This window comes from Amycolatopsis sp. VS8301801F10, assembly GCF_046195355.1.
Lineage (GTDB): Bacteria > Actinomycetota > Actinomycetes > Mycobacteriales > Pseudonocardiaceae > Amycolatopsis.
Map to the genome: position 1 here is coordinate 6,034,825 of NZ_CP176065.1, position 22,158 is coordinate 6,056,982.

At 70.8% G+C, this 22,158-nt stretch carries 23 protein-coding genes; 19 read left to right on the forward strand and 4 right to left on the reverse strand.

The genetic code is table 11. The features are described from left to right. Positions 1-2: 2 nt before the first annotated feature. A complete protein-coding gene (locus F9C11_RS28495; RefSeq protein ID WP_409180436.1) occupies positions 3-674 on the reverse strand; it encodes a GntR family transcriptional regulator in 672 nt (223 codons plus the stop codon). Between the two features lie 219 nt (positions 675-893). On the opposite strand from F9C11_RS28495, the gene F9C11_RS28500 reads away from it, so the two are divergent. From F9C11_RS28500 to F9C11_RS28510, 3 genes are read left to right on the forward strand one after another with little or no spacing between them, the layout of a single operon-like run. After that, positions 894-2,063 carry an acyl-CoA dehydrogenase family protein gene (locus F9C11_RS28500; protein WP_409180437.1) on the forward strand — a complete coding sequence of 390 codons (1,170 nt, stop codon included), beginning with the start codon at positions 894-896 and terminating at the stop codon, positions 2,061-2,063. Then, positions 2,060-2,890 (forward strand): HpcH/HpaI aldolase/citrate lyase family protein, encoded by an 831-nt coding sequence (locus tag F9C11_RS28505; RefSeq protein ID WP_409180438.1) that lies wholly within the window; start codon positions 2,060-2,062, stop codon positions 2,888-2,890. The genes F9C11_RS28500 and F9C11_RS28505 overlap by 4 nt, the downstream gene beginning before the upstream one ends. Before the next feature lie 19 nt (positions 2,891-2,909). Next, entirely contained in the window at positions 2,910-3,095 is a 186-nt protein-coding gene (locus tag F9C11_RS28510) for an acyl-CoA dehydrogenase family protein (protein ID WP_409186989.1), read from the forward strand. A 250-nt stretch (positions 3,096-3,345) separates the two neighbouring features. Here F9C11_RS28510 and F9C11_RS28515 read toward each other — a convergent pair whose 3' ends face one another. Next, entirely contained in the window at positions 3,346-3,537 is a 192-nt protein-coding gene (locus F9C11_RS28515; protein WP_409180439.1) for a DUF2795 domain-containing protein, read from the reverse strand. Between the two features lie 112 nt (positions 3,538-3,649). On the opposite strand from F9C11_RS28515, the gene F9C11_RS28520 reads away from it, so the two are divergent. Genes F9C11_RS28520 through F9C11_RS28535 form a run of 4 tightly spaced genes read left to right on the forward strand, consistent with a single transcriptional unit; the run spans position 3,650 to position 6,991 of the window. Next, the gene (locus tag F9C11_RS28520) at positions 3,650-3,871 is read left to right on the forward strand and encodes a DUF6480 family protein (protein ID WP_409180440.1); all 222 of its coding nucleotides are present in this window, start codon (positions 3,650-3,652) and stop codon (positions 3,869-3,871) included. Positions 3,872-3,919: 48 nt separating this feature from the next. Further along, the gene (locus tag F9C11_RS28525) at positions 3,920-5,353 is read left to right on the forward strand and encodes an MFS transporter (RefSeq protein ID WP_409180441.1); all 1,434 of its coding nucleotides are present in this window, start codon (positions 3,920-3,922) and stop codon (positions 5,351-5,353) included. After that, a complete protein-coding gene (locus F9C11_RS28530) occupies positions 5,353-6,576 on the forward strand; it encodes an AI-2E family transporter (RefSeq protein WP_409180442.1) in 1,224 nt (407 codons plus the stop codon). Before F9C11_RS28525 ends, F9C11_RS28530 begins: the two co-directional genes overlap by 1 nt. Next, positions 6,569-6,991, forward strand: a complete 423-nt coding sequence (locus F9C11_RS28535; protein ID WP_409180443.1) for a hypothetical protein — start codon at positions 6,569-6,571, stop codon at positions 6,989-6,991. The genes F9C11_RS28530 and F9C11_RS28535 overlap by 8 nt, the downstream gene beginning before the upstream one ends. Here the strand turns inward: F9C11_RS28535 and F9C11_RS28540 are convergent. Then, a complete protein-coding gene (locus F9C11_RS28540) occupies positions 6,988-7,746 on the reverse strand; it encodes an IclR family transcriptional regulator (protein ID WP_409180444.1) in 759 nt (252 codons plus the stop codon). The genes F9C11_RS28535 and F9C11_RS28540 overlap by 4 nt on opposite strands. 65 nt (positions 7,747-7,811) lie before the next feature. On the opposite strand from F9C11_RS28540, the gene F9C11_RS28545 reads away from it, so the two are divergent. The 4 genes from F9C11_RS28545 to F9C11_RS28560 are packed head-to-tail and all read left to right on the forward strand — an operon-like array spanning position 7,812 to position 11,620. Next, entirely contained in the window at positions 7,812-8,954 is a 1,143-nt protein-coding gene (locus F9C11_RS28545) for a cupin domain-containing protein (protein WP_409180445.1), read from the forward strand. Next, positions 8,951-9,781 carry a fumarylacetoacetate hydrolase family protein gene (locus tag F9C11_RS28550; protein WP_409180446.1) on the forward strand — a complete coding sequence of 277 codons (831 nt, stop codon included), beginning with the start codon at positions 8,951-8,953 and terminating at the stop codon, positions 9,779-9,781. Before F9C11_RS28545 ends, F9C11_RS28550 begins: the two co-directional genes overlap by 4 nt. Continuing rightward, positions 9,781-10,383: a maleylpyruvate isomerase family mycothiol-dependent enzyme gene (locus tag F9C11_RS28555; protein ID WP_409180447.1), complete on the forward strand. Its 603-nt coding sequence runs from the start codon at positions 9,781-9,783 to the stop codon at positions 10,381-10,383. Before F9C11_RS28550 ends, F9C11_RS28555 begins: the two co-directional genes overlap by 1 nt. 10 nt (positions 10,384-10,393) lie before the next feature. Beyond that, positions 10,394-11,620, forward strand: a complete 1,227-nt coding sequence (locus F9C11_RS28560) for an FAD-dependent monooxygenase (RefSeq protein WP_409180448.1) — start codon at positions 10,394-10,396, stop codon at positions 11,618-11,620. Between the two features lie 44 nt (positions 11,621-11,664). On the opposite strand, the gene F9C11_RS28565 is transcribed toward F9C11_RS28560, so the two are convergent. Continuing rightward, positions 11,665-12,444, reverse strand: coding sequence for an IclR family transcriptional regulator (locus F9C11_RS28565; protein ID WP_409180449.1), 780 nt, complete (start codon positions 12,442-12,444; stop codon positions 11,665-11,667). A gap of 183 nt (positions 12,445-12,627) precedes the next feature. Between F9C11_RS28565 and F9C11_RS28570 the strand changes: the two genes are divergently transcribed. The 8 genes from F9C11_RS28570 to F9C11_RS28605 all read left to right on the forward strand — a co-directional run bounded on the left by F9C11_RS28570 (position 12,628) and on the right by F9C11_RS28605 (position 22,129). Then, positions 12,628-14,109 carry an aldehyde dehydrogenase family protein gene (locus tag F9C11_RS28570; protein ID WP_409180450.1) on the forward strand — a complete coding sequence of 494 codons (1,482 nt, stop codon included), beginning with the start codon at positions 12,628-12,630 and terminating at the stop codon, positions 14,107-14,109. Positions 14,110-14,133: 24 nt separating this feature from the next. Further along, positions 14,134-16,245 carry a hydantoinase/oxoprolinase family protein gene (locus F9C11_RS28575; protein ID WP_409180451.1) on the forward strand — a complete coding sequence of 704 codons (2,112 nt, stop codon included), beginning with the start codon at positions 14,134-14,136 and terminating at the stop codon, positions 16,243-16,245. After that, positions 16,245-18,218, forward strand: a complete 1,974-nt coding sequence (locus tag F9C11_RS28580; protein WP_409180452.1) for a hydantoinase B/oxoprolinase family protein — start codon at positions 16,245-16,247, stop codon at positions 18,216-18,218. The genes F9C11_RS28575 and F9C11_RS28580 overlap by 1 nt, the downstream gene beginning before the upstream one ends. Then, positions 18,215-18,499 (forward strand): acetone carboxylase subunit gamma, encoded by a 285-nt coding sequence (locus tag F9C11_RS28585; protein WP_081685118.1) that lies wholly within the window; start codon positions 18,215-18,217, stop codon positions 18,497-18,499. Before F9C11_RS28580 ends, F9C11_RS28585 begins: the two co-directional genes overlap by 4 nt. Continuing rightward, positions 18,496-19,257, forward strand: a complete 762-nt coding sequence (locus tag F9C11_RS28590; RefSeq protein ID WP_409180453.1) for an SDR family NAD(P)-dependent oxidoreductase — start codon at positions 18,496-18,498, stop codon at positions 19,255-19,257. The genes F9C11_RS28585 and F9C11_RS28590 overlap by 4 nt, the downstream gene beginning before the upstream one ends. Next, a complete protein-coding gene (locus F9C11_RS28595) occupies positions 19,254-19,937 on the forward strand; it encodes a class II aldolase/adducin family protein (RefSeq protein WP_409180454.1) in 684 nt (227 codons plus the stop codon). The genes F9C11_RS28590 and F9C11_RS28595 overlap by 4 nt, the downstream gene beginning before the upstream one ends. Positions 19,938-20,075: 138 nt before the next feature. Then, positions 20,076-20,756: a response regulator transcription factor gene (locus tag F9C11_RS28600; protein WP_409180455.1), complete on the forward strand. Its 681-nt coding sequence runs from the start codon at positions 20,076-20,078 to the stop codon at positions 20,754-20,756. After that, the gene (locus F9C11_RS28605) at positions 20,753-22,129 is read left to right on the forward strand and encodes a sensor histidine kinase (RefSeq protein ID WP_409180456.1); all 1,377 of its coding nucleotides are present in this window, start codon (positions 20,753-20,755) and stop codon (positions 22,127-22,129) included. Before F9C11_RS28600 ends, F9C11_RS28605 begins: the two co-directional genes overlap by 4 nt. Positions 22,130-22,158: the final 29 nt, after the last annotated feature.

The window sequence follows — 22,158 nt, forward strand, 5'->3', positions numbered from 1 at the left end:
GGTCAGCGGTCCCAGAATCCTTGCTTCTCCAGCAACGCCACCGCGCGCTCGCCCGCGTCCGCGAGGTGTTTCTCGACCAGCGTGCGCGCCCGGGCGGCGGAGCGGGCGGACAATGCGGCCAGGATCAGCCGGTGGTCGTCCCGCGCCTTGACCGGCCAGTCCTCGTGTGCCTCGTAAAAACCGTGCGACACGGTTTTGGCCAGAATGCCGAGCAGCGACAGAAGGCGGCGCGAGTCGGCGGCGTAATTGATTCTCCGGTGGAACTCGTAATTCAGCCGTTCCTGGTCGGCACGGTCCACTGCGGACTCCATCCGGTCCGCGAGATCGTGCAGCGCCTGCAGGCTTCCTGGGGTCAGGTTTTTCGCCGCGTGTTCGGCGGCCAGTCCGGACACGACGCCGAACACGCGGTAGTGGTCGCGGATGTCGTCGCGGGTCAGCCGGGCGACGAACGCGCCCCGGCGGGCGATGTGCTCGACCACGCCCTCGTGGTCGAGGGTGATCAAGGCTTCCCGGACGGGGAGCTTGCTGATGCCGAGTTCGCCGGCGAGGGCGTCCTGGTCGATCTTCGCCCCGGCGCGCAGCTGGCCGGAGAAGACGCGGCGGCGGATTTCCTGCGCGGCCATCGCGTTGAGGTTCGCCGGACCAGTGCGACGCGACCCGGCGCCCGTGGACATCGCCACTGCCTGCTCCCCCTCCACTTGCCCGCTGTCACGGATCAAGTATTACACGACCGCGGCACGCACGTCCCCTCCGCCACGAGCGCCCTCCACCCTACGAACCTCCCCTCCGACCTGGGAGAACACCGGCAACGCGGTGCGTCCGGCGGTGTGAGGCATTCGATGATTTCTGATAAACTATTTTCTGTGCCAGCCGGGTAGGCCATAGTGGGACCCATGGCAGCAGCGGTGACCCCCGAGGACTTCCGGCCCATCCTGGACCTGGTGCGCGACTTCGTCCGCACCAAGGTCGTCCCGCGCGAACAGGAGATCATGGACGGCGACGCCATCCCCGACGACCTGCGCGCGCAAGCCGCGGAGACGGGCCTGTTCGGGTACGCGATCCCGCAGGAATGGGGCGGACTCGGACTCGACCTGACCCAGGACGTCGAGCTCGCGATGGAATTCGGCTACACCTCGCTGGCGCTGCGGTCGATGTTCGGCACCAACAACGGCATCGCCGGGCAAGTGCTGGTCGGGTTCGGCACCGACGAACAGAAAGCGCAGTGGCTCGAACGCATCGCCACCGGCGAAGTCGTCGCGTCCTTCGCTTTGACCGAGCCCGGCGCCGGGTCCAACCCCGCGGGGCTGCGCACCAAGGCCGTGCGCGACGGGGACGGATGGGTGCTCGACGGGCAGAAACGGTTCATCACCAACGCGCCGATCGCGGACCTGTTCGTCGTCTTCGCCCGCACCCGCCCCGCCGACGACTCCGGACCCGGCATCGCCGTCTTCCTCGTGCCCGCGGGCACGCCGGGACTGGAGGTCGGGCCCAAGGACAAGAAAATGGGCCAGGAAGGCGCCTGGACCGCCGACGTCACCCTCACCAACGTCCGCGTCCCCGCCTCCGCACTCGTCGGCGGCAACGAAGACGCCGGATACCGCGCCGCGATGACCTCCCTCGCCCGCGGACGCGTCCACATCGCCGCGCTCGCCGTCGGGTCCGCGCAACGCGCACTGGACGAATCCGTCGCCTACGCCGCCTCCGCGACCCAAGGCGGCCAGCCGATCGGCGACTTCCAGCTCGTCCAAGCCATGCTCGCCGACCAGCAGACCGGAATCATGGCCGGACGCGCCCTGGTGCGCGAAACCGCCGCGCGCTACGTGTCCGGCGAGGACCGCAGGATAGGCCCCTCGGCGGCGAAACTGTACTGCACCGAGATGGCGGGCAAAGTCGCCGACCTCGCCGTCCAGATCCACGGCGGCACCGGATACATGCGCGACGTCCCCGTCGAACGCATCTACCGCGACATCCGGCTGCTGCGCCTCTACGAAGGCACCAGCGAGATCCAACGGCTGATCATCGGCGGCGGGCTCGTCCGCCAGGCGAAGAAGGCACAGAAATGACCAGCCGCACGGCCACGCGAGCGCGGGAAGCGGCGACCCTGTTGTTCGTGCCGGGCGACCGGCCGGAGCGTTTCGGCAAGGCAATGGCGGCCGGGCCGAGCCTGGTCGTGCTCGATCTGGAGGACGCGGTCGCGCCGGAGCGGAAGGAGTACGCGCGGGAGCAGGTCGTCGCGTGGCTCGAGGAGAACCCCGAGTGCGCGGTGCGGGTAAACGCCGCCGGCACCGCCTGGCACGACGAAGACCTCGCCGCGCTCAGGAAACGCCGGTGCACCGTCATGCTGCCGAAAGCCGAACCGGCGACGACACGGGCCGCGGCTGAGCAGCTCGGGGTCCTGCCGGTCGTGATCGCGCTGGTCGAAACCGCGCGCGGGGTGCTGGACGCGCGGGAGACCGCGACCGTCCCGAACGTGCAGCGCCTCGCGTTCGGCAGCTTCGACCTGGCCGCGGAACTCGGCGCCGATCCGGCCGACCGGGACGCGTTCGTCGCCGCCCGGAGCGCGCTCGTCCTCGCCTCCGCCGCAGCGGGGCTGCCCGGGCCGATCGACGGCGTCACCGCAGACCTGGACAACGAACTTCACCTCACCGACGAAGTCCACTACGCGCGACGGCTCGGGTTCACCGGAAAGCTGTGCGTGCACCCGAAACAGGTGCCCGTCGCCGCAGCGGCGCTGCGGCCGACGCGCGAGGAAGTCCGCTGGGCGCAGTCGATCCTGGACGCCGCCAGCACGGGCGGGGCGGTCGCGGTGGGCGGGCAGATGGTGGACAAGCCGGTGCTGGAACGGGCTCAGCGCGTGCTGCGGCAGGCACGGGAAGGGAACAGGCGATGACGCTTAGCAGTGGGTCGCCCTGGTCGCGAAGCACGAGCGGGTTCGGCCGCGGGTGCGGGAATTCGAGGCCGACGACGTCTACCCGGCCGAGTTCATCGACGCAATGAGGAAACTCGGGTTCTTCGGGCTGCTCGCCCCGGCCGAAACCATGTCCATCGGCGGCGGACAAGGCTTCGCCGCGGTGTTCGAACGGGTGTCGGAGTGACCCGGGGTTTCGCCGGATGAACCCTACACTGCTGGCCGGACTGCTCGGCTGGTTTCTGCAGCGCACCGGGGAGGTCTTCGTCGCGAAGCCCGACTTCCCGTGGGCGGCACCTGATCCTGCAGAGGAACGCCGAAGGCGGTCGCGGACGTCGAGGCGAAGGAGATCATCGAACGCGTCCTCCCCGGTTAAGGCCCACAGAGAGCGGCTCGAGGCAGCGGGTCCGCCTCGAGCCGGGCCGGGTTTCGGGTGGTTACTTCTGCGCGGCTTCCTTGCTGACGCCGCTCGGTCCCTCGTAGGTGCGGTCGGGCAGGCCGCGCAGCACCTCCAGGGTTCCGGAGTCCGCGCCGTTCCGTTCGGCCGCTGAGACCAGGTCGTCTCGGGTCGCCGGGTAGTCGACGCCTGCCAGGTCTTTCTGCAACTGGATCGGGTTGAGTTCAGCCATGGGCCTTCGCCTACCCGCCCGGTCCGCGGGCAAACACCCGCCGGCCCGGGTTTATCGCCGTCCGGGGCGGCAACCCCGTCCGGTGAACGCGCCCCCGACGAGGAGACCGGACATGACCGCACCCGGGCCCGAACCGGACGAAGTGCCGGGCCTCGAACCGGGCGGCTCCGTGCCGCCTGGCGACACCCCGCCCGACGCCGGGCAGACTTCGGGACTCTCGCATCCGCAGCCGATGCCGTCGCGCAAACTCCCCGTCGCGTGGCTCGTCGCGGTGGCGGTCCTCGTGCTCGGGGTGGCCGCGTTCTTCGTGCTGCGCGCGCTCGACTGGTGGTAGCCAAGCCGTTTGCGCGTGATCTCCGCCGGGAATTCGCGCCGCGAGGTGATGGATGTGGTGCGAACCGACGTGCCGGCGAGGATGGACCGGCTGCCTTGGTCGTCGTGGCATTGGCTGATGCTCGTCGGGCTGGGCACGGTGTGGATCCTCGACGGGCTCGAGGTGACCATCGTCAGCGCGCTGTCCGACCGGCTCACCGAACCCGGCGGCGGCCTGGTCCTTTCCGCCACCCAGGTCGGGCTGGCGACCTCGTGCTACGTCACCGGCGCGGTCTGCGGTTCGCTCGTCTTCGGCTACCTGACCGACCGCTGGGGCCGGAAACGGCTGTTCCTGCTGACGCTCGGGCTCTACCTGCTGGCCACCGTGCTGACCGCGGTTTCCTTTGCGCCGTGGTGGTTTTTCGTGATGCGGTTCCTGACCGGAGCCGGCATCGGCGGGGAGTACGCGGCGATCAACTCCGCGATCGACGAACTCGTGCCGGCCCGCTGGCGCGCGACGGTGAGCCTGGCGGTGAACGGCTCGTACTGGTTCGGCGCGGCCGGCGGCGCGGCGCTCAGCCTGGTGCTGCTCGACGTCGGCCTGATCCCGGCCTGGCTGGGCTGGCGGCTGGCCTTCGGGCTGGGCGCGGTGCTCGGCCTGTTCATCCTGATCGTCCGCCGGACCGTCCCGGAAAGCCCGCGCTGGCTGTTCACCCACGGCCGCGCCGACGAGGCCGACCAGGTCGTGACCGGGATCGAAGACCGGGTTCAGAGGGCGACCGGTGAGCGGCTCGACCCGGTCGACGACACAATCGAGGTCGAGGAGCGCACGCGCACCAGCCTCACCGAAGTCGCGGTGACCCTCGTGCGCAGCTACCCGAGGCGGACGCTGCTCGGGCTCGCCCTCTTCGTCGGGCAGGCATTCCTGTACAACGCCGTCTACTTCACCCAGGGCCTCGTGCTGAGCCGGTTCTTCGGCATTTCCAGCGGGTCCGTCGGGCTCTACCTCGTCCCGCTCGCCCTCGGCAGCTTCGTCGGCCCGCTGGTCCTCGCGCGGTTCTTCGACTCGATCGGCCGCCGTCCGATGATCGTCACCAGCTACCTGGGCTCCGGCGTGCTGCTCGTCGCGACCGGCCTGCTGTTCCAAGCCGGAGTGCTGTCCGCGCTCACCCTGACGATCGCCTGGTGCGCGGTGTTCTTCCTCGCTTCCGCCGGGGCCAGCTCCGCGTACCTCACGGTGTCGGAGATCTTCCCGCTCGAAGTGCGCGCGCTGGCGATCGCGATCTTCTACTCCGTCGGCACCGGGCTCGGCGGGATCATCGGCCCGGTGCTGTTCGGCGGCCTGGTCGAAACCGGCGTCGTCGGCAACGTGGCCTTCGGCTACTACCTGGGCGCGGGCATGATGATCGCGGGCGGGATCGCCGAGGCGGTTCTGGGCATCAAGGCCGAGCGGCGCTCGCTCGAATCGGTCGCGGAGCCGTTGTCGGCCAAGGCAGCGGCGTGATGACCGCGCCAGCCCGCCGGATCGCGGGGGCGCACCGTCATCGGCGCCGGGACGCCGCCGACGCGGTGCCGTGGTCGCTCCGGGTCGCCGCGGCGGCCAGCTGGCGCTTCCTGGTCGTGCTGACCATGCTCGGCGTCATCGCGTGGACTCTCGGCTACCTCGCGGACGTCACCGTGCCGATCGGGATCGCCCTGCTCCTGTCGGCGTTGTTCGCGCCGCTGGTGGAGCGGCTGGTGCGCTGGCACGTGCCCCGCGCGCTGGCCACCCTCATCGCGATCATCGTCGGGCTCGCCGTGCTGGGCGGGGTTCTGACCCTGGTGATCACCACGGTCACCGCGAGCCTGCCACAGCTGGGCAACCAGGTCGGGGCCAGTCTCGCGCGCATCAACAACTGGCTGCAGCACGGACCGCTGCACCTGCCTCAGCTGCAGCAGCTGCTCGACAAAGCGGTCAGCGCGATCCAGGGCAACACCGCCGAGCTCACCACGCGCGTGCTGTCCACCGCCGCGACCGTCGGCGGCGTCCTCACCGAGATGCTGCTGACGCTTTTCGTGCTCGTGTTCTTCCTGTACAGCGGCAATCAGGTGTGGCATTTCCTGCTGAAGATCGTGCCCGCCGCCACCCGCGACGAGATCGACGTCGCCGGCCGCCGCGGGTTCGCCTCGCTGGTCAGCTACGTGCGCGCGACCGTGGCCGTGGCCTGTGTGGACGCGGTCTGCATCGGACTGGGCATCTGGCTGGTCGGGGTCCCGCTCGCGGTGCCGCTGGCCGCGCTGATCTTCATCGGGGCGTTCGTGCCGATCCTCGGCGCGGTGGTGACCGGCGCGGTCGCGGTGCTGGTCGCACTGGTCGCCAACGGATTCGTCGCGGCGGGGATCGTGCTCGCCGTCGTGGTCGCGGTGATGCAGCTGGAAAGCCATGTGCTGCAGCCGTTCCTGCTCGGGCGCGCGGTCCGGCTGCATCCGCTGGCCGTCGTCGTGGGCATCGCGCTCGGCCTGGAAATCGCCGGGATCGTCGGGGCGCTGCTCGCGGTGCCGATCCTCGCCGTCGCCAAGGCCGCGCTCGGCTCCCTGCAGCGCGACCCGCGGCTGGATCCGGTCGACATCGACCCGCTGCTGCCCGGCAACGCCCGCGCCACCGGTTCCCGCCGATCAAGGGTTTCGCGCGTGCGAAGGCGGGTAACCGCACGTCGGAGGGACTCTGATGACGAGCTTGATGACTGACGACGCCGAAAGCCGCGGCCTGGCCACTTCGACCGGTGCCGCAGTCGACGACGAGCTGGACGGCGCGCCGCAGCGGAGGGGACCGCTCGAACGCGGCGTACCGCTCCCCCGTCCCGCGCCGCCGACAGTTTCCGCGACGCTGCACCGGCTTTCCTCGATGGCGTCCCTGCGGGCGTGGGAACAACGTTCGACTCCCGCGTTGATGCACCAAGCGATCCTGGACGGCGTGAACGCCCGCCATGCCGCCGAAGCGGCGCACCTGAGCGTCGCCGAGGCCCACGTGCGGTGGGGTGCCTGGGCGGCCCAACGGCTGGCCCCGCAGTACCCCGGCATCGCGGCGGAACTGTCGGTGCAGCAATTCCTCAGCGTGCACGCGGCTTTCGCCACCGCGCTCGCAGGAGAAGACCAGCGCTAACCGCGTAAATCCGCCTCCAACGCGGCTGCGGTCGCACGCAGCGCCGCCACCAGCGTCGGCAGCTGATCCTTCCGGTAGCGCACGCTCGGCATCGACACCGACAACCCCGCGACGACCACGCCGTCCGGCCCGTGCACCGGCACGCCGACCGCCACCACTCCGCGTTCGGAGCGGCCCTGGTTGAGCGCGAACCCGCTGCGGCGCACGCGCGCCAGGTCCGCCCGCAGCTCGGCCGGGTCCGGGCGCTCGCCGGGTTTGTCGACCGCGTACAGCTCCTCCACCTGTTCCGGCGGCAGTTCGGCGAGCAGCAGCAGGCCGGCCGTCGTCTGATGGACCGGGAACACCATCCCTTCGCGCGAACCGACCCGCAACGCCTGCGAGCACTCGACGCTCGCGATGAACCGGGCCGTGTCGCCGGTCCGGACCGTCAGGTTCACCGACTCGTCCAGCAGGTCCACCAGCCTCCGCAGGTGCGGAAGCGCCGCCGCGCGCAGCTTCGACGCGGCTGATTGCGAGTGCGCGGCCAGCTCCAGCACCGGGCCCACCCGGTAAGCGCGGTTGGCGTCCTGGACGGCGAAATCGCGGTACACGAGCATCGCGAGCAGCCGGTGCGCGGTCGAGGGCGCGACGCCGATCCGCTCGGCCACCTCGGAGACCGTCAACGGGCCTTCGAGCTGCAGCATCGCCGCGATCCGCAGGGCGTTGTCGACGCTGGCCACCGCGTACGGCGGCGGCGCTTTGAACCGTTTCTCCATCCGGCCGCCTTTCCGCACACCAGAATCCCGTTTTCCGCAGACCGGGACGCGCCCACCATAACCCCATGCCCAGCACACCAGCGCGAACTCCCGTCCAGCTCGCCGCGGTCGACGCACCGGACCAGCCCGCGGTCACCCCCGCCCTGCGGAACCTCTACCGCGGCTTCGAACAGGAGCTGCTCGTTCCGTTGTGGACGGAGATCGGCGACCTGATGCCCGCGCACCCGCGGTCGCGGGCGGTGCCGCACCGGTGGCGGTGGGAGAACCTGCTCCGGCTCGCCGAGCAGGCGGGCGAGATCGTGCCGGTCGGACGCGGCGGGGAACGACGGGCGATCGCGCTCGCCAACCCGGGGCTCGGCGGCCGTCCGTTCGCGACTCCGACGCTGTGGGCGGCGATCCAGTACCTGCTGCCCGGCGAGGACGCGCCCGAGCACCGCCACACGCAGAACGCGTTCCGGTTCGTCGTCGAGGGTTCGGGCGTGTGGACGGTCGTCGGCGGTGACGCGGTCCCGATGCGGCGCGGCGACTTCCTGCCGCAGCCGGGCTGGAACTGGCACGCGCACCACAACGCCGCGCGCGAGCCGATGGCCTGGCTGGACGGCCTCGACATTCCGTTCCAGTACGGCATCGACGCGCAGTTCTTCGAATTCGGCCGCGAAGCCATCAGCGAGGCGGAGCGGATCACGCCGGAGCGGTCTCGGTCCGAACGGCTCTGGGCGCATCCGGGCCTGCGGCCGCTCTCGGCCGGCGCCGTCGCGCCGGGTTCGCCGTTGCTGTCCTACAAGTGGGAGCACACCGACGCCGCCCTGTCCGACCAGCTGCAGCTGGAGAAAGAGGGCTACGGCGGAACGGTCGAACCAGGCCACGCGGCTGTCCGGTTTTCCCATCCGCACGACGGTTCCGACGTGCTGCCGACCATCCGCGCCGAGTTCCACCGCGTGGCCCGGGGCACCGAGACCGCGCCGGTGCGGGAGACCGGCTCGTCGGTCTGCCAGGTGTTCGACGGCTCCGGCACGGTGACCGTCGGCGACGCCACGTGGGCGGTTTCGCGCGGGGACCTGTTCGTCGTCCCGTCGTGGCAGCCGTTCTCGGTGAAGTCGGAGGCCGGTGCCACGGATTCCGACTCCGGCACCCTCGACCTGTTCCGTTTCTCGGACGCGCCCGTGTTCGAGGCGCTCCACCTCAACCGTCAGGAGACCCTCCGATGAAGCTCGCCACCCTGCGCGTCGACGGCGGCACGCGCGCCGTCCGCCTCGACGGAGACCTGCTGGTCGACCTCGGCTGTCCCGACCTCGGCGCGCTCTTCGCCCAGGACGCCTGGGAGGCGCGCGCCGCCCAGGCGACCGGCCGGACCTGGCCCGCCGAGGACGCCGACCTCGCCCCGGTCGTGCCGAATCCGTCCAAAGTGGTCTGCGTCGGGCACAACTACACCAACCACATCAAGGAAATGGGCCGCGAACTGCCCGCGTACCCGACGCTGTTCGCCAAGTTCGCCGACACCCTGACCGGGCCGGCCGACCCGATCGTCAAACCGGCCGAGACCGACGCGCTCGACTGGGAGGTCGAACTCGTCGTCGTGGTCGGCAAAACCGTCCGGCGCGCGGGCGAGGACGAGGCCGCGGCGGCGATCGCCGGGTTCACCGTCATGAACGACGTCTCGGTCCGGGACTGGCAGTTCCGCACCGTCGAGTGGACGCAGGGCAAGATCTGGCAGTCCTCGACGCCGGTCGGCCCGTACGTCGTCACGCCGGACGAGGTCGGCGGCGTCCGGCCCGCGCTCGAGGTGAAGACCACTGTGGACGGTCGCGTCATGCAGCACGACGACACCGGCACGCTGCTGTTCGACCCGGTGCACCTGGTGCGGTACGTCTCCACGATCGTCCAGCTCAACCCGGGAGACCTGATCGCGACCGGCACGCCCGCCGGAGTCGGCCACGCGCGCGACCCGAAGGTCTACCTGACCGGCGGGGAAACCGTCGTCACCGAGGTGGCCGGGATCGGCGCGTGCGTGAACCAGATCGTGAAGGAATCCTGATGGCCGCCGGCGCCGCGCGGGACTGGGCCGCGTTCGGGACCGAGCTTTTCCTTGCCCACGCGAAAGAACTGTCCGGACCCAGCGCGCTCCCGGGCTGGACCCGCAAGCACCTCGCGGCGCACGTCGCGGCCAACGCGGACGCACTCGGGAACCTCGTGCACTGGGCGCGGACCGGCGAGCGCACCCCGATGTACACCTCGCCGGAGCAGCGCAACGCCGACATCGAGGCAGGCTCGCAGCTGCCCGAAGCCCAGCTCACGTCCTGGCTGCAGGATTCGGCCCGCTCGCTGGAGTCCGCGATGGCGTCGCTGACTCCGCAGCAGTGGCAGGCCGAGGTGGTCACCGCACAGGGCCGGACGGTTCCCGCCGCCGAAATCCCCTGGCTGCGGGCCCGCGAAGTCTGCGTGCACGCGGTCGACCTCGGCGCCGGGCTGACGTTCGCAGACCTGCCGGAGGCGTTCCTGTCCGCGCTCGTCGCCGAAATCCAGGCCAAACGCGGTCTCGACCGGCTGCCGGACGGCCCGCTGCCCGACGTCGCGGCATACCTGGCCGGGCGGCCGCATTCGCTGACCGGGGTCCCCGGCCTCGGCCCCTGGCTGTGAGGAGAACCCCATGGACACCCCTGACGTGCTCGTCGTCGGCGGCGGGATCGGCGGGCTGAGCACCGCGTTCGCGCTGTCCCGGCTCGGCGTGGCGGTCCGGGTGCTGGAACAGGCGAAGGAGTTCGGCGAGGTCGGGGCCGGCATCCAGCTCGCGCCCAACTGCACCCGGATCCTCGACGCCTACGGCCTGCTGGACACCGCGAAGGCCCGCGGCGTGGTCCCGGACCGGATGGTCATGCGCGACGCCGTCGACGGCCGCGACCTGACCGCGCTCGACCTGCGCGACCTCGAACGCCGCTACGGCTTCCCGTACCTGGTCATCCACCGCAGCGACCTGCACCGGCTGTTCCTCGACGCCTGCCGGGACGCCGGCGTCGAACTTCTCACCGAGCAACGGATCGTGTCGTACACGCCGGACCCGGCGACCGCGGTCGCCGCCGACGGAACCGTCCACAGTGCACCGGTCGTCCTCGCCGCCGACGGCCTGCATTCGGTGGCCCGGAAGCACTTCGCGGACGACCAGCCCGTCTCGTCAGCCTACGTCGCCTACCGCGGCACCGTGCCGATCGCCGAGGTCGGCCGTCCGGTGGATCTGTCCGAGGTCGTGGTCTATGTCGGCCCGCGCTGCCATTTTGTCCACTATGGACTCCGCGGCGGCGATTTGCTCAATCAGGTAGCCGTTTTCGAGTCGCCGAAAGCCGTGGCGGGCCTGGCCGACTGGGGCACGCCGGACGAACTGGACACCGCGTTCGCCGCCACCTGCGACGAGGTGCGGGCCGGCATTCCGCGGATGTGGCGGGACAAGTGGTGGCGGATGTACGACCGCGACCCGATCTCCACCTGGGTCGACGGCCGGCTCGCCCTGCTCGGCGACGCCGCGCACCCGCCCCTGCAGTACCTCGCCCAAGGCGCGATCATGGCCGTCGAGGACGGCTGGGTGCTGGCCGAACACGTGAAACGGCTGGGAGACTGGGACGGTGCGCTGGCCGCCTACCAGGCAGTCCGCACCGAACACTGCCGCCGGGTCGTGCTGACCGCCCGGGCCTGGGGAAATCTGTGGCATCTGGACAGTGTCGAGCGGGAACAGCGCAACAGCCTGCTCCGTGCCCGGGCTTCGGACGACTACTCGTTCACCGATTGGCTGTACGGCCCGACAGCCCTGTTCCCCGAAGACGAACCGGCGATGTTCGAGCCGATCCCGCTGTCCACAGCGGACGATTTGACTGCCACCCGATGACCAGGACCGGCGGTGAACGACCCGTTCGCCGCCGGTTTTTTCGTTCACCCCAGCTTCTCCGCCAGCCGCCGGCAGCCCTCCACCAGCGCCACCGCGTGCTCGTCCCGCTGGGCCTTCGTCATCCGGCCGGTCGGCGCCGCCACGCTCAGCCCGCCCAGCAGCGGACCGTCCGGGCGGGCGACCGCGCAGCCGATCGAGCTGACGCCGTCCTCGCTCTCGCCCGCGTTCAGCGCGTAGCCACGCCGCCGGATCCGCTCGATCTCCGCCAGCAGCGCGCTGCGGCTCGTCATCGTCTTCGTGGTGACCTGGCCGAGCACTTCGTCCGGGTAGCGCTGCGCGATCTGGTCGTCCGGCAGGTGCGCGAGCATCGCCTTGCCCAGGCTGGTCGCGTGCGCCGGGAGGGTGCGGCCCACCCGGCCGGACACCCGCAGCGCCCGGTCGCTCTCGAGCACGTCCAGGAAGCGCACCTGATTGCCTTCCAGAGAACCGAGATGCACGGTCTCTCCAGTGGTTTCCCGCAGCCACTGCAGCACCGGCCGCGCGACCGCGCGCAGGTCCATCTGGTTCACCACGGACAGCCCGATCTCGACCAGCGCCGGCCCGGCGCGGTACACGCGGCTGGCCGGGTCCTGGTCGACGAACCCGTGGTGGACGAGCATCGCCATCAGCCGGTGCGCGGTCGACTGGCCCACGCCCAGCGCGTCCCGCGCGTCGGAGAGCCGGAGTTCCCTGGTGGCGCTGAACATCCGGAGCAGCCGCAGCGCGCGGTCCACGGATTCGATCGGGTACTGGGGAGCGGGCCGCGCGGGACCAGATGTCTGCATAGCAGACATCCTATCCGGACCAGGGAGTTTCCGGGTGCTTCCGCCGGAAAGACTCGGCAGAGTTTCTGGATAACAGAATAAGAGTCTGCAAGATGGACTGCGGGCCGGGTCGCCGGGTTAGCATGAGCCGACGGCACGCGGGGCTCCAGGTCCCCGCGGGACTCAGGAAGCGCAGGAGCGACGATGCTCGAAGCACATTCCGGCCCGGAAATCCCGACCCGGGTCGCCGAACTTCTCGACCGCGAGTGGCGCCTGCTCGTCGACGGCAAGCTCGTCCCGGCTCGGTCCGGCGCCACCTTCGCCCGGGTGTCCCCTTACACGGGCACCACGATCGCCGAGGTTCCCGACGCTGGCGCGGACGACGTAGACGAGGCAGTGCGCGCCGCGGCCGACGCCCGCGCGGCTTGGCGGGACACCGTGCCGGTCGAGCGGGCGAAGCTGGTCGCGGAACTGGCCGACGCGATCGAACGCCACGGCGAGGAACTGGCCCTGCTCGACACCGTGGACGCCGGTTCGCCGATCTCGAACTCGCGCGCCGACGTCGGCGTGACGGTGGCGCAGCTGCGCATGTTCGCCGGACAGGCGCTGGAGCTGAAAGGCACGACGGTGCCCGCCAGCACCGCACTGCACGTGACCACGCGCGAACCGGTCGGCGTGGTGGCCCGGATCGTGCCCTACAACCATCCGCTGATGTTCGCGGGCAAGGTCGCCGCGCCGCTGGTCGCGGGCAATCCGACCATCCTCAAGCCGCCGGAAGCCGCGCCGCTGTCCGCGCTGCGGCTCGCCGAACTGGCGAAGGACATCTTCCCGCCCGGCGTGCTGTCGGTGGTCGTCGGCGACGGCCCGGCGGTGCCGGACGCGCTGGTGCGCCACCGGCAGGTGCGGCGGATCGGGTTCATCGGGTCCGAACCCACCGGACGCGCCATCCAGCGCGCGGCCGCCGAAAGCGGCGTCAAGGACGTCAGCCTCGAACTCGGCGGCAAGAACGCGATGGTGGTGTTCCCCGACGCGGATCTCGAAGCCGCGGCCGCCGGTGCGGTGTTCGGCATGAACTTCACCTGGTCCGGCCAGTCCTGCGGGTCGAACTCGCGGCTGCTGGTGCACCAGGACGTCCACGACGCGCTGGTGGCCCGCGTGGTCGCACTGATCGAAGCCCGGCGGATCGGCGATCCGTTCGACGAGCGCACCGAGCAGGGCACGATGATCAACCGGGCGCAGTACGAGAAGTCGTTGTCCTACATCGACATCGCGGTCTCCGAAGGTGCGAAGGTGGCCACTGGCGGCGGCCGGCCGGCTGGCGTGGAGCAGGGCTTGTTCGTCGCCCCGACGGTCTTCACCGGCGTGAATCCGGACATGCGGATCGCCCGCGAAGAGGTCTTCGGGCCGCTGCTGTCGGTCATCCCGTTCACTGACGAGGCCGAAGCGGTCCGCATCGCCAACAGCGTCGACTACGGGCTGACCGCGAGCGTGTGGACCTGCGACGTCACGCGTGCGCACCGCGTCGCCCGAGCCTTCGAGGCCGGGTTCGTCTGGATCAACGGCTCGTCCCGGCATTTCCCCAACGTGCCCTTCGGCGGCGTCAAGGGATCCGGCGTCGGCCGCGAAGAAAGCCTCGAAGAACTGCTCAGCTACACCGAAACCAAATCCATCAACGTCATGTTCTGACGGCACGAAGGCAAAGGGGCCCTCATGGCGTACGTCATCGGCATCGACACCGGCGGCACGTTCACCGACGCTTTCGTCGCCGACCAGCACAACCGGCTCGCCGCGGCCAAAACCCCGTCCACTCCCCCGGATTTCGCGACCGGCTTCCTGACCGCGATCGACGAACTCGCCGCGGAACTCGGCATTCCGGTCCGCGAACTGCTCGCCGACACCGACTATCTCGTGCACGGCACCACTTCCACGCTCAACGCGCTGGTGACCGGCGATGTCGCGCAGGTCGGCTTCCTCACCACGCGCGGGCACGCGGACTCGATCAGCATCATGAACCTCGAAGGCCGCTACGCCGGTCTCGGCAGCGACGACATCCAGCACATGGCGCGCACCGCGAAACCCGCGGCCTTGGTGCCCCGGCACCGGATCCGCGAGATCGACGAACGCGTGGACTACCAGGGCCGCGTCGTCGTCCCGCTCGACGAGGACGGCGTCCGGACCGCGGTCCGCGACCTGCTCGCCGACGGCGCCGAGGCGATCGCGGTCTCGTTCCTCTGGTCGTTCCGCAATCCCGCGCACGAGCAGCGGGTGCGCGAGATCGTGCGGGAGGAAGCGCCGGAGGTGTACGTGGCGCTGTCCAGCGAGGTCAGCCCGCGCATCCGGGAGTACCCGCGCAACGTCACCACGATCATGAACACGCAGGTCGGCCCCCGGCTCGGCAGCTACCTGCGCCCGCTCGAAGCCGAACTGCGCGCGCGTGGGCTCACCGGCGCCCTGCTGGTGATGCAGGGTTCCGGCGGCTGCGTCACCGCCGCCGACGCACCGGCGCACGCGATCACCACCATTGGTTCGGTGCTCACCGGCGGTGTCGTCGGCTGCACCCGGATGGCCGCCTCGCTGGGCCACGACAAGGTGATCTCGACCGACATGGGCGGCACCACGTTCCTGGTCGGGCTGGTCGTCGACGGCAAGCCGGTGACCACCACGAGCACGATCCTCAACCAGTACACGATCAGCACGCCGATGGTCGACGTGCACACCATCGGGGCCGGCGGGGGCGCGATCGCCTGGGTCGACCCGGGCGGCAACCTCCGCGTCGGGCCGCGCAGCGCGGGCGCCCGGCCCGGACCGGCTTGCTACGGCGAGGGCGGCTGGGAGCCGACCGTGACCGACGCCGACCTCGTCCTCGGCATCATCAATCCGGACAATTTCCTGGGCGGGCGCAAGAAACTGGACGTCCAGCTGTCCCGGGACGCCATCGACAAGGTGGTGGCGACCCCGCTCGGCATGTCCGTCGAGGACGCGGCCGCGGCGATCTACGCGATCCAGAACGCCCAGACCGCCGACCTCGTCCGCAAGGTCGTGGTCAACTCCGGCCAGGACCCGCGGGACTTCACGCTCTACGCGTTCGGCGGCGCGGGCCCGATGCACTGCGCGAGCTACTCGGCCGACCTCGGGGTCAAGGAGGTCGTGGTCCCGCTCGGCTCCACCGCGGCGGTGTTCTCCGCCTACGGGCTGGCCGCCTCGGACATCGTGCTGACGGCCGAACAGTCTCGACCGGTGGCGATGCCGGTGCCCGCGAAGACCGCGAACGAGGTTTTCGCCGGCCTGGAACGCGAACTCGAACGCCGGTTGGCAGAACAAGGCTTGACGTTCTCCGCGATCAGCTACGAACGCGAAGCCGACCTCCGCTACACGATGCAGCTCGCCGAGGTGGCGACTCCGGTGCCCGGCGGGCAGCTGACCGACGCGTCGGTGCAGCAGCTCGGCCGGGACTTCGAGGCCGGCTACGAAGCGTTGTACGGCAAGGGTTCCGGCTTCCCCGACGCCGGACTTCAGCTGATCACCTACCGCGTCCGCGCGACCGGGATCCTGCAGATCCAGCCGGAGCTGCCCGAGCACGGCACCCGGCCCGGCAAGCCCGCCGCGAGCGGCGAGCGGGAGGTCCTGCTCGACGTGCGCGCCGGACGCCAGCCCGCGGCGGTCTACGACTACCGCGCACTCGGCGCGGGCCACGAGATCGCGGGCCCCGCGGTCGTCGAAGCGCCGACCACCACGGTCGCCCTGCCGCCGGGCACGCAGGCCACCGTGGACCGGCTGGGCAACCTCGTCATCCGGTTCCCCGAACGGAAGGAACACTCCTGATGGCTGTCATCCCCGTCGCCGGATCCGAGCGATTCGTCCAGTCCGGCGCTCCCCTCGACCCGGACGCCCGGTTCGGCGACCTGAAACTGCACCGCGGCGGCTCCGACAGCGTGGACGCGCTGACCTACGAAGTGGTCCGGCACCGCCTGGTCGCGATCACCGACGACATGGGCGACGCGATCAAGCGGATGTCCGGCTCCGTCGTGGTCACCGACTGCAACGACTTCGGCGCGGGCATCCTGGACGAGACCGGCGAAACCGTGCAGGTCGGGCTGTACAACATGCAGCTCGGGTCCGCTTTGGACATGGCGGTGCGCTGGACGCTGGAGCACCGCGCGGAGAACCCGGGAATCGCACCGGGCGACCAGTTCCTGTTGAACGACCCGTGGATCGGCGGCGGACTGCACCAGAACGACGTCACCGTCCTCGCCCCGCTCTTCTACGACGGCCAGCTGTTCTGCTGGACCGGCGCGGTCGCGCACCAGGTCGACCTCGGCGGCGTGTCGCCGGGCAGCTGGTCGGTCGAGGGGCACGACGTGTTCTGGGAGGCGCTGCCGATCCCGCCGGTCAAGATCGTCGAAGGCGGCACGCTGCGCTCGGACCTGGAGGACATGTACCTGCGGCGCTCCCGCGTGCCGCGGCTCGTCGGACTGGACCTGCGCGCGAAGATCGGCGCGAACAACGTCGCGCGGGACCGGCTGACCGCGCTCATCGACAAGTACGGCCCGGACACCGTCAAGGCCGTGATGAAGAAGATGATGAGCGACGCCGAATCCCAGCTGCGCGCGAAACTGCGGGCGCTGCCGGACGGCACGTGGTCGGCGGTGGCCCACCAGGACGGCGCGCGAGCGGGCGACCGGGACATCCACAAGATCGTGGTCGCGATGTCCAAACAGGACGACACGCTGACGTTCGACTTCACCGGCACCGACCCGCAGGTCGACGGGATCATCAACTGCACGCTCGCCGGACTGCGCGGCGGCATCCTGCCGATCCTGCTGACCATGCTGTGCCCGGACATCTCCTGGTCGCCGGGCGGGATCTACCGGTGCGTCGAGATCGTCAGCGAACCCGGCACGATCAACAACTGCACCTTCCCGGCGGGCATCGGGAAAGCGTCGGTCAACTCGGCCTGGTCCACGCAGAACGCGGTCTCCGAAACCGTCGCGCAGATGCTGAGCACGCACGCGGAACTGAGCCGGTCGGCGATGAGCGTGTGCTGCGGCACCTGGGATCTCACCATGCTGGCCGGAGTCGACCAGCGCGGCGGCGGTTTCGCGACGATGCTGTGCGACGCGATGTCCGGCGGGCTCGGCGCGAAGGTCGACGGCGACGGCGTCGACACCGGCGGCGAGAACTGCATTCCGATGGGCCGCATCGCCGACATCGAGATCAACGAGTTCAGCTTCCCGATGCTCTACCTGTGGCGGCGCGAGGAGGTCGATTCCGGCGGACCGGGCCGGTGGCGCGGCGGCGTCGGTGCGTCGAGCTGCTTCATCCCCTACGACTCCCCCGCCGGCAGCGTGCACCTCGTCGTCTCCGCCAACGGCAAGGCGGTGCCGCAGGCTCCCGGCATCTCGGGCGGCTACCCCGCCGCCACGCAATGGGACGTCCTCGTCCGCGACACCACCGTGCGCGACCAGCTCGCGAACGGCCGGATCCCGCAGACGATCGACGACCTGCGCGGCCGCGCGGACACGCTCCCGCCGCATCTGGAAACCGATCTCGCCGAAGCGGACGTCTACTTCACCCACTGGCAAGGCGGCGGCGGAATCGGCGACCCGCTGCACCGCGAGCCCGAACGCGTCGCCGCCGATGTCCGGAACGGCAGGGTGTCCGCGGCCGCCGCTCGCGACGTCTACGGCGTCGTCCTGACCGACGGCGAACCCGACCTCGCGGCCACGGCGGCACACCGCGATCGGCTGCGGTACGAGCGCGCCGGGCTCACCCCGCCGGAAGGAGCGCACCAGTGAACCTCGACCTCAACCTCCGCGTGGACGACGCGACCGGAGCTGTCGTCTGCCGCCACTGCGCGGCCCGGATCGGCGACACCACCGCCGAACCGATGGCGCACGCGCTGCGCCACGAACGCCCCTCCACCGAAGCCGGACCGGGGGTGCACGCCGATCCCGCCGCGTTCGTCGACCGGGAAGTCCTGCTGCGCCAAGCGTTCTGCCCCGGCTGCCTGACGCTGCTGTCCACCGAGATCGTCCCGGACGGCGAACCCTCCTACCGAAGCTGGAGCCTGACATGACCCGCAACGGACTCGCCGGAAAGGTCGTCGTCGTGACCGGCGCGGCCCAAGGCATCGGCGCGGCCTACGCCCGCCGCCTGGTCTCCGAAGGCGCGACCGCGGTGCTCGCCGACCTCAACCACGAGGGTGTCCAGGCCACCGCCGATTCTCTCGACGGCCCGGGCAAAGCCAGTGCGTATGCACTCGATGTCTCCAGCCGCGCCAGCTGCGCGGAGTTCGCGGCGCAGCTGACCGAGGCGCACGGCCGGGTCGACGGCCTGATCAACAACGCCGCGATCTTCTCCACCATCACCATGAAGCCGTTCTGGGAGATCACCGACGAGGAATGGGATCGCCTGATGGCGGTCAACCTCCGCGGCCCGTGGCTGCTCGTGTCGGCGCTGCTCCCGCTGCTGCAGGCTTCGCCGTCGGCCAGCGTGGTCAACATCGGCTCCGACGCCGTGCAACTCGGCCGTCCCGGCTATCTGCATTACGTGGCCAGCAAGGGAGGCGTGCACGGCATGACGTTCTCGATGGCCCGCGAGCTCGGCGAGTTCGGCATCCGGGTCAACACCCTGTCGCCGGGCCCGGTCTACACCGAAGTCGCGCGGGAAACGGTGACCCCGGATCAACGCGAGGCCATGCTGCGAGCCCAATCGCTGCACCGCCCCGCCGGGTCCGACGACATGACCGGCCTGGCCGCGTTCCTGCTCAGCGACGACGCCGGCTATCTGACCGGCCAGACCCTGAGCGTCAACGGCGGGCTGGTGCACCGATGAGCACGCAGCGGGAACTTGTCGCGCTGTCGTCCCGGATCCTGGCCGCCGTCGGACAAGGCGACCTCATCTGGGGCCACGTCTCGTGCCGGGACGCCGACGGCCGCGGGGTGTGGATCAAATCCGCGGAATGGGGCATGGAGGAGGTGACGCCGGAACGGGTGCACCTCGTCAACGCCGACGGCGAAGTCGTGTCCGGCACCGGCGCGCGGCACAGCGAATACCCGATCCACACCGAGGTCATCGCCGCGCGGCCGGACGTGAACGCGGTGGTGCACACGCACGCCCCGCACGCCGTCGCCCTCGCTGCGACCGGACAGCAACTGCGGCCGGTGAGCCATGCCGCGAACCTGTTCGTGCCGCCCGAGGTGCCGCGTTATACCGAGACCGCGGATCTGATCCTGACGCCCGAATTGGGTAAATCCCTGGCAGCGGAACTCGGCAACGCGCGGGCGGTGTTCCTGGTGAACCACGGAATCGTCGCGGTCGGCGATTCCGTGGAGAGCGCTACGGTCGCCGCGGTGGTGCTGGAGCGGGCGTGCGAGCAGCAGTTGCTGACCCAGTCGTTCGGCGGCTGGCCGAGCTGGTCGCCGCCGGAGGAATCGCACGCCAAGCGGGAGCATATTTACCACCCGCGCGCGGTTCAGGCGGTGTGGGATTACCTGGTGCGGCAGTTGCCCTGAGCGGCCGGTCCGCTGTCGTCCGCAATTCCGCCGGAAACCCCACCGTCCGCCGAAATACGCGAAGGAATCCGCAGCCGTCCCGCACTTGCCGCGATAGGGAACAATTTTTAAGCATGTTCCGCGGCGGAGGGCGACCCGATGACGGTGCGAGTCTTGCTGGTCGAGGACGACGCCCTGATCAGCGAAGCGCTTTCGCTCGCTCTCGCTGACCAGGGCTGCGCGGTGACGCAGGCCGCGTCCGGCGAGGACGCGCTGGCGATGCTCGAATCGGTGCAGGTGGACGTCGTCCTGCTCGACCTGATGCTGCCCGGCATGGACGGGCTCGCCGTCTGCCACGAGCTGCGCGTGCGCGGCGACCTGCCGGTCATCGTCATCACCGCGCGCGCCGACAGCCAGGACGTCATCGCGGGGTTGGAGGCCGGCGCCGACGACTACGTGACCAAGCCGCTGGTCGCCGGCGAGCTGGCGGCCCGCATCCGCGCGTTGCTGCGCCGGGCGGCCCCGGTTCGCAGGTGCTGCCTCCAGGTCGGCGATCTGGTGCTGAGCACGCACGACGAGACCGTTTCCCGCGACGGCGCCCAGATCCGGCTCACCCGCACCGAATTCCGCCTGCTGGCGGAACTGGCCGCCGCCGACGGCGAGGTGGTCACGCGGGAGCAGTTGCTGCACCGGATCTGGGGGCGGGACTGCTTCGGCGGCACGCGGCTGCTCGACGTCCATATCCGGCGGTTGCGCCGCAAGGTCGAGCCGGACCCCGATTGCCCCCGGCTCGTGCTGACTGTCCGGGGAATCGGCTACCGCGCCGAGCCCCGGCCGTGAGCCCGGCGCCGGGGTCGCGGCTTTCCTTGCGCTGCCGGGTTTCCGCGGCGTTCGGGCTCGGCCTGCTGACCGTGGTCAGCGCGCTGTCGGCGGCGACCTGGCACCTCGCCACCGACTACCTGCTCAACCAGCGCCTGCAGAGCGCCGACCGCCATTCCCGGATCAACGCGCGGCTGGTCGACAACGAGGTCCGCGAACGGACCGACGATCTCGCCGAACTGCTGTCCGGCCTCACCACCGGACCGAATTCGACGATCCTCGTGTCCCTGCCCGGCGGCTGGCACACCGCCGGACGCCCGGTCGGCCCCCAAGATCTGCCGCCCGGCCTGCTCGCGCGCGCCCGCCCCGGCGCGCCCGCGCACGAGCAGTTCACCGCCGACGGGGTCCCGGTCCTCGCGGTGGCCCAGCCGCTGAGCGCCGCGAAGGGCTTCTACGTCGAACTTCATCCGCTGCTCGGGCTCGAACGGACTTTCCGCAAGCTCCGGATGATCCTCGTCGCGGGCACGGTGGCGTGCGGGATGTTCGGCGTCGCCGTCGGCGCGTGGGCCGCCCGGCGCGCGCTGCGCCCGCTCGCCGCCTTCACCGAGACCGCGGCCCGGATCGCGCGCGGCGACCTGAGCGCCCGCCTGCCCGAACAAGCCGGACCCGACCTCGCTCCCCTCGCCGCGACGTTCAACTCCACCGCCGAAGCCCTGGAACGGCGCGTCCGCCGCGACGCCCGGTTCGCCGCCGACGTCAGCCACGAACTCCGCTCGCCGCTCACCACGATGACGACGGTCGCGGAAGTCCTCGACCGCCGCCGCGACGCCATGCCCGAACCCGCGCAGAAAGCGCTCCACCTCCTGCTGGCCGAACTCCACCGGTTCCGCGGCATGGTGCTCGACCTGCTGGAGATCTCCGCCGTCGACCAAGCCGACCCCGGCGAGGAACGCGAACTCGTCGATCTCGGCCCGCTCGTCCGCAGCGGGGTCGCGAGCATCCCCGCCCCGCGACCGGCGCTCGAACTCCCCGCGGAACCGTTGCTGGTGGCCGCCGACCGCCGCCGCCTCGACCGCGTCCTGGCGAACCTGCTCGACAACGCGTCCCGGTACGGCGGCGGCGCGGTCCGCGTAGCCGCACACGCCTGCGGCGGCACAGTCCGGTTGGAGGTGGACGACGCCGGCGAGGGAGTGCCCGCGGAACTCCGGGAACGCATCTTCGAGCGGTTTTCCCGCGGAGTGCACGCCGGACGGCGAGACCCCGACGCGGGAACCGGACTGGGACTGGCGATCGTGGCCGACCACGTGGCCCGCCACGACGGCCGGGTGTGGGCGGAAGACCGTCCGGGCGGCGGGGCGAGGTTCGTCGTCGAACTCCCCGAGGCGCGGGGGTGAGTGCGGTTCATAGGCGGCACGGCTCCCGC